Origin of the sequence: Prevotella sp. CAG:255 (assembly GCF_000431195.1) — a bacterium.
In the GTDB taxonomy this organism is placed as follows: Bacteria; Bacteroidota; Bacteroidia; order Bacteroidales; family Bacteroidaceae; genus Prevotella; species Prevotella rara.
On sequence record NZ_HF986802.1, the window covers coordinates 101576 to 108886 of the forward strand.

Annotated in this window: 6 protein-coding genes; 1 reads left to right on the forward strand and 5 read right to left on the reverse strand. The window is 56.2% G+C overall.

Annotation, left to right across the window (positions count from 1 at the left end; translation table 11 throughout):
- Window positions 1–174: 174 nt before the first annotated feature.
- Genes QVO66_RS05990 through QVO66_RS06010 form a run of 5 tightly spaced genes read right to left on the reverse strand, consistent with a single transcriptional unit; the run spans window position 175 to window position 5817 of the window.
- The gene (locus QVO66_RS05990) at window positions 175–309 is read right to left on the reverse strand and encodes a hypothetical protein (RefSeq protein WP_021854527.1); all 135 of its coding nucleotides are present in this window, start codon (window positions 307–309) and stop codon (window positions 175–177) included.
- Window positions 306–1697, reverse strand: coding sequence for a pectate lyase family protein (locus QVO66_RS05995; RefSeq protein WP_021854528.1), 1392 nt, complete (start codon window positions 1695–1697; stop codon window positions 306–308). The genes QVO66_RS05990 and QVO66_RS05995 overlap by 4 nt, the downstream gene beginning before the upstream one ends.
- Before the next feature lie 56 nt (window positions 1698–1753).
- Window positions 1754–2914 carry a sialidase family protein gene (locus tag QVO66_RS06000; protein WP_021854529.1) on the reverse strand — a complete coding sequence of 387 codons (1161 nt, stop codon included), beginning with the start codon at window positions 2912–2914 and terminating at the stop codon, window positions 1754–1756.
- Between the two features lie 26 nt (window positions 2915–2940).
- Window positions 2941–4359, reverse strand: a complete 1419-nt coding sequence (locus QVO66_RS06005) for a DUF1593 domain-containing protein (protein ID WP_021854530.1) — start codon at window positions 4357–4359, stop codon at window positions 2941–2943.
- Window positions 4360–4386: 27 nt separating this feature from the next.
- Window positions 4387–5817: a nucleoside hydrolase-like domain-containing protein gene (locus QVO66_RS06010; RefSeq protein WP_021854531.1), complete on the reverse strand. Its 1431-nt coding sequence runs from the start codon at window positions 5815–5817 to the stop codon at window positions 4387–4389.
- 252 nt (window positions 5818–6069) lie between these two features.
- Between QVO66_RS06010 and QVO66_RS06015 the strand changes: the two genes are divergently transcribed.
- The coding region (locus tag QVO66_RS06015) for a sigma-54-dependent transcriptional regulator (protein WP_288172663.1) at window positions 6070–7311 on the forward strand (1242 nt) is incomplete at its 3' end.

A 7311-nucleotide genomic window follows, 5' to 3' on the forward strand; every position in this document is an offset into this window, starting at 1 on the left:
TGAAAGGAAAAACGTATAAAATAGTTACGATTTTCGGCGTGTTTTTGATTTGCAGGCTGATGCAAGGCGACATGACGGCTGAAAAGAAGAAAAAAAACGTATGTCTAAAAGCTGCGAACATTAGTTTTAAGCCAAGATAAGTGATTATGATTTGGCCGGAGATGTTTCTCTTTATCAGATGTGCATACACTTCAGGCCGTCATAATACCACACGTCAGGCATTGCCGCCAGGCTTTTATTTACACGGCGCATCGTGCCTGAGCAATGGCCCATGGCAGCGCGCAGGCTTGCCACAGGCATGAACGTCATGGCGCAATGCTGTTGAGATAGTTCTCAAGATTAGTGTATCCGTTGCTGCCAAGGCCGTTGCGGTCGGCAGGATTGGCAGGGTCGAGGCCGTGCTCACGCTCCCATGCGTCTGGCATGCCGTCGTGGTCGGAGTCGATAGGGGCGGCGGCGCTCTTAAGCTCGGGCCATCCGCCCACATCCTGCTGCGAGTCTATTATGCCCGTGGGCACATGGTCATCGCCCGCGTCTTTCCTGATGCTGTAGCTCTTACCGCCGAATGTGGCCGTGCCTGAGCGCACCTCTGCCACTATGCGGCGGTCTACCGCATCGCGCACGGGCAGCGAGCATCCCGCCCTGTCGAGCACTGCCTCGTAGGCCTCGTATGGCGCCTGCTCATCTATCTTCATGGCATCCCAGGGCTTGCCGAGCCTTATCCTGTCGAGCACGCTGCTGCCGCCCTGCGGCTGCACTCCGCCGTTCCAGTTGTCGCACGTAACAGCGCCGTTGCCCTCTACCACATTGCCGTCTACATACCACAGACCATAATCGTCGTCGCCGCGGCTGCCGGGGTTTACTATACGGTAAGACACCTTGCCGCCGCGCGTGGCCGGACCTGGCTTATAGTAGTTGCCCACCATGTTCACCATTATCGAGCTGAACTTGGGGTTGCCCTTCTGCTGCCTCTCGCCGCCGTAGCTGCTGTTGTAGCCCCAGTTGTAGACAACGTTGTTGCGATAGTCGTTGCGCCCGCCTCCCGACGCCCAGCGCGGGTTGCGGCTCGAGTGATGGGCTATCAGGTTGTGATGATATGTGCTGAGGTCGGAGCCCCATATGCCGCTGAAGCCGTGGCTGCCCTTAACGTGGTTGGAGCCGAAGAGGCTCTCGGTGATCATGCACCACTGTATGGTTACGTTCTTGCAGTGATACACCGACATGGTCTCGTCGATGCTCCAGCTTGCCGACACGTGGTCGAGTATGATGTTCTTGCGGCCGCGGCTGCTTAAGGCGTCATCGCTGCCGCCGCTCTCGTTGCCCAGGCGCACACGTATATAGCGTATTATCACCTCGTCGGCGGCTATGCTCAGCGGATAGCGCTTTATGCAGATGCCGTCGCCGGGAGCGGTCTGTCCGGCTATGGTTATGTAGGGGTTGCGTATTGTGAGCTTTTTCTTCAGGTCGATGGTGCCCGACACGCGGAACACCACCGTGCGCGGCCCCTCGGCCTCAACGGCATGGCGCAGGCTGCCCTCGCCCGAGTCGTTGAGGTTGGTAACTTCGTAGACGTCGCCTCCGCGGCCGCCTACGGTAAACTTGCCATAGCCCTCGGCCGTGGGGAAAGCCTTAAGGCCGTCGGCCATGCACAGAGCCGGCACGAGGGCGGCTGCAACAGAAAATATAAGTTTCTTCATGGTTCAGTAAGACTTGTTTTAACATTATATAGAAGCTACAGTGCGGGCACTGTGCATTACTGCAGCACCTCTGTGCCTTGTGCCACGCTCTCGGTCTCGGTGCTCTTTGTCCACGGCATTTTATCCTTGGGCCACACGCCGTCTACGATGGGATAGGTAACGAGCTTTGAGGGGTCTATCACCACGTGCTTTATGCGCTTGCGGTGCCATGAGTAGGTGATATGCACCAGTCCGTCGCTCGTCTGTATCACTGCCGGATACGAATACTGCACTGCACCGGTGCGATATTCAAGCACGGCGGCAGCCTCCCAGTCGATGCCGTTGCGCGTCATGGCCACGGTCAGTATGCCCCTGCCCTTGCGCCCGCCTATGGTGTCGTTGCGCGTAGAGTGGTTGTAGACAAGCAGATGGCGGCCGTCCTTCAGCGTAACGGCGTCTATGGCCGAGTTATTGTTAGGCAGCGTGGTGTCGGTTATCGGGCCCCATGTCAGTCCGCCGTCGTCCGACCATGTCTGCGCTATCCTCGTGTCGGGTCCGCTGCCGTTGGGGCGTGCCAGCAGCTGCAGGCGCTTCTGCGAGTGTACGAGGAAGGTGGGCTGAATGAGCTTATATTTTGTTCCGGCAGGATCGCTCAGCGCCGGCGTCTTGGTCCATGTGCGGCCGTTGTCGGTGCTGCGCTCCACGTGTATGCGCTTGCCGGGCGCGTCCTGCAGGCTGGCTCCTGCCACGATGGTGCCGTCGTCGAGATACACGGGCTTGTTGACCACAGGACCTACGAAGCCTTTGGGCAGGGCCACGGGACGGCTCCACGTGAGGCCGTTGTCAGAAGAGGTTATCACGCGGCCCTCGTCTATCGTCGGGCAGAGATAATATATCTGTATGTCGCCTCCCTTGAGCTGCACCAGCACCGGATTGAACACCGTACCGCCTTCGCCGTCGGCTATGGCCACAGGCTCCTGCCATGTGCCGCCCTTGGGCTTGCGTGCCAGCCATATCTTTACGTCCTTGGCGCGCTCGCGCGTACCGCCGAACCATGTGCATAGCAGAGTGCCGTCAGACAGTTCCATTATAGACGATGCGTGACAGTCGCGCGTGGGCGACTTCATGAACACAAACTCCTCGAGCACTATGGCCTGCTTGCCCGGATCGGCCTTGCTGCCTGCCCATGCCGAAGCCGCAAGCAACAAGGAGCATAACAATATTGATAATTTCTGCATATAATATTAAGTTGTATTTAATGTGTTTATTTCACTGTAACAACCACACGGGCGTAGCGCGTAAGGCGCGGCGTGCCGTTGTCGGTAACCTCACACACCACGTGTATGGTCTGCCCGGACTTTGCATCGGCAGGAACTGTCAGCATTGCATTGACAGACCCGCTGTCTGATATATCAACAGAACCCGGATATGTGCCGGCCTCGACATACTGCCACCAGCTGAAGGTGAGGCTGTCGCCGTCGGGATCGGAAGTGCCCGCAGCGCTAAGACTGACCTTGCTGCCCGGCTTGGCCTTTATGTCGGCACTATGCGCCAGCACAACCACAGGCTGATGGTTGGCATCTGCATAAGACTTGACGCACCAGTCGGCACGGGCCGCAAAATCGTTCTGCATTGCAATGCTCCATCTCCACATTGGCTTAAAGTAAGCGCTGCGCTGTTCGTCGGTGGCAGTGCTGCCGGGACGAAGACTGCATCGCCCCCAGCCGTTATCGCCATACCAGCGGCCTTCAGGATACTTATATCCTTCAACAGGCACAGGGTCAAGCCATGTGTTCTCGCGCACCAGCACATAACGGCCACCCCATCCGCCCCATGAGGGATTCTCCAGATTACGCAGTCCGACATTTATTGTATGCAGGAAAGCCGGAGAGTCGCCCTCTGAACGGAAGTCGCCATTGTCATGAGCCTTATACGAACCACACAAGGCACCATGATTCTGCAATATGTTTTCTTTCATCCATGCGCCTTCATAATACTTCTGCATATAATCAGGCTGAACCATTTTCCAGCGGTAGGCGATGGCCTCAAACTGGTCAGATATGATTGTCTTTATGTTGTATTTCTTCCAATGAGGACGTATATAAGCCTGATATGTGCTGTCCTGCTCCCATATAAGGAAGAGCCTCATCTTGTCTGCCACCTCGGCCATGCGCTCAGGATAAGTCTCCTCTATGGTCTTCAGCGCACGGGCTATGGTGTTCGTGCCTCCCCATGCCTGTATCCACACCGGGCGCTTGTCGGTATTGTCGAGCAGCACCTCAACAATACGCTGTGAGCCTTTAGTAACTTTGTCCATTTCACCTTCAGTCTCTACATTGCCAAGATAAGTACGGCTGCGCAAAAATTCAGGTGAAGGATATCTCCTGTCGTGCTTCAGCAGATTGGGATAGACCTCGGCATATGCAGTCAGCGTAGGCTCCATCCAGTCGTCACCGGCCCATTTGTGGCCATGCCAGTGATATTGTGAGCTTGATGTTATGATACCCTCAATGTCCCATTCGTTTGAATATAGGAGAAAACGCACCAAAGAGCATTCATCGTCTATCTCGCCGTCGCTCGTCACGATAACTCTTGTTCTGTCATCCTGAGCCACAGCCTGGAACGGAGTGCCGCACAGCAATATTATCAACGGCAGGCTCAAAGCTAGAAATATTCTTTTCATTTGAAACAGTATTTATTTTCAATAACGTCATTTAACAACATTCACTATTACACGGGCGTAGCGCGTAAGGCGCGGCGTGCCGCTGTCGGTAACGGCCAGTATGATGTGCATCGTGCCGAGACGGCCGCCCTTGGGCACTATAAAGTAGGCGTCGCGGCTGTCGTGGCCCACTATCTTTAGCGGACTGCCCGTGCGCGCCGTAGCCACGTTGAAGGTTCCCGGCTCGGGATAGTAGAACCAGCTGTACGAAAGGCTGTCGCCGTCAGGGTCAGATGTGCCTGCTGCGCTCAGTCTTATGGTGTCGCCCGTGGCGGCTGTCATCTCTGCCGCGCATGCCAGTGCAGGCACAGGCGGATGGTTGGCCTCGCCGTAGTCCTTCACGGTCCAGTCCATGCGTGCTGCAAAGTCGTTCTGATAAGCCTCGCGCCAGCGCCATATCGTAGCCTTGTTGCTTGTGTGCCATGAGCCGTCGCAGCCCATCACCTCGTCTTGCGCGTCGGTCCATATCGGCCTTGTCTCAGGCTCAATAAACCAGCGCTCCATGCGCGGCTGATACAGCTCGTAGCGTCCGCCCCAGCTGCCCCAGTCGGGATGCTCGGCACAGCCCAGTCCGTTGTCAATGAGATACATAAACGTGGGCGAGTCGCCCTCCATCAGAAACTTCATGTAGGGATACTGCTTGCCCAGCTCGCCCTTGCTGCGTATGTGCTCGTCGAGCCACGGATTGTCAACTATGCTGAAGTCGGCTCCGGCAAAGCGGCCGTGAAACTTGTCGCCGCTAATGCCGCTCCATGTGGCGTAATGGTATCCGCCAAGGCGATGGAAGCCCGGACTGACTATATAGAACAGGTCCTTGAACGTCTTTCTTATCCACACGCCGCTGTCGTCCTGGTCTGAAATGGCATACACGCGGAGCTTCGACACAAAAGCCTTAAGCTCGCTCTCGCTGCGCGTGACCTTAACCTTCCACAGTGCCTGCGCCAGACAGTTGGGACCGCCCCACACAAGCACCCACACCGGACGGCTGTCGCTGCGGTCTACGGCCTTGATTATCAGTTCGGAGCCTTCAGAGTCCATGCCCTTGCCCACGGCGTGCATGCCGTAGTCGGGGCGTCCCTCCTTTATCACCGACAGCAGATAGTCGGCCGAGGGATAGCCCTTCTCGTGCTTCAGCAGGTTGTCTCTCACCTTGCCGTATGCCGTCACAATCTCGCGTATGCGCCATGCTGCCGTCTCCTTCTTCTGATGCACCGACGTTGTGGCAACAAGTCCCTCAACGTCCCACTGGTTAGAGTATGTCAGGAAGCGCACCATCGACATTGCGTCGTCTGGCTCGTTCTCAATGTCCGTAAGCACTATCACGCGGGGCTTGCCTGCATTGCCTTTATCTGCCGCGAAAAGCCTCAGCGGCTGAAGCACGGCAATGACAACAAACAGTAATGTAATCTTGATTTTCATGATATTAATATTTTCCGATTTTTAAATTGTAGATTATGTTCTGCTAATATAACATTTTTTGCGGCGAGGCACGCAACGCAAAGCACAAATATCAGTCGAATAATCAAAAATCAATATATCTGAAAGCCGCAGACATTAATCTCAAAGTTTTAAAAAGCAATAAAAAACAACGGTTTATTGCGCCATGTATAATAAAAAAGCTAATTTTGCACGACGACACGCAGTTGTTATCATAACAACATTCTGACCTACATGGCAAGTATCCTTATAGTTGAAGACGACCTTACATACGCAACCATGATGCAGACATGGCTGCGCAAAAAGGGTTTCACAGTTGAGAGAGCAAGCTCCGTAAGCGCCGCGGCACGGGCAGTGACCGACAGTACGGGCTTCGACCTCATACTGTCTGACCTCCGTCTGCCCGACCACGACGGTCTGTTTCTGCTCAACTGGCTGCGCAAGAAAAACATGCAGACGCCCTTCATCGTGATGACGAGCTATGCCGAAGTGCAGAACGCCGTGCTGGCCATGAAGTCGGGAGCGTGCGACTATATAGCCAAACCCGTGCAGCCCGACATCCTGCTGCAAAAGATAAACGACGCACTCGACAGCCACAACGCAGCAGCAGCCGCCACGGCAGGAACTACGCTGACGACAGCGACAACACAAGCAGCCGACAAAAACGCCGCGGCGGCAGAACATAAGCCGCACACGGGCGCCAAGAAATATATAGAAGGCACGAGCGAGGCCTCGCGCCAGCTCTACGACTACGTAAACCTCGTTGCGCCAACGCCCATGTCGGTGCTCATTCTCGGGGCAAGCGGCACGGGCAAGGAGTATGTTGCGCGCCGCATTCACAGCCAGAGCAGCCGCGCCGACAAGCCCTTCTTCGCGCTCGACTGCGGAGCCATACCCAAGGACGTGGCGGCGTCTGAGTTCTTCGGATACACCAAGGGAGCCTTCACAGGCGCCACGACCGACAAACGCGGAGCCTTTGAGGAGGCCAACGGCGGAACGCTGTTCCTCGACGAGGTGGGCAACCTGACCTACGACGTGCAGGTGCAGTTGCTGCGTGCCCTTCAGGAGCGCAAGGTGCGCCCGTTAGGCTCGCCCAAGGAAATAAGCGTGGACATCCGGCTGGTGTGCGCCACCAACGGCAACCTGGCGCAGCTCGTGGCCGACGGAAAGTTCCGCGAAGACCTTTATCACCGCATCAATGAGTTCACCATATACATGCCCGAACTTAAAGACCGCGGCGCCGACCTGTTTCTGTTTGCCGACCTCTTTGTCAGTCAGGCCAACGAGGAGCTGGGGCGCAACGTGTCGGGATTCGACGACAAGGCGTCGGAGATGCTTGCGCGATACAGCTGGCCGGGCAACCTGCGCGAGCTTAACAACGTGGTGAAGCGTGCCACCCTGCTTACGCGCGGCTCATACATCGGCACCGAGGAGCTGTCGAAGGCCATGACGCGCCCCGTGAGACAAGAACCAACG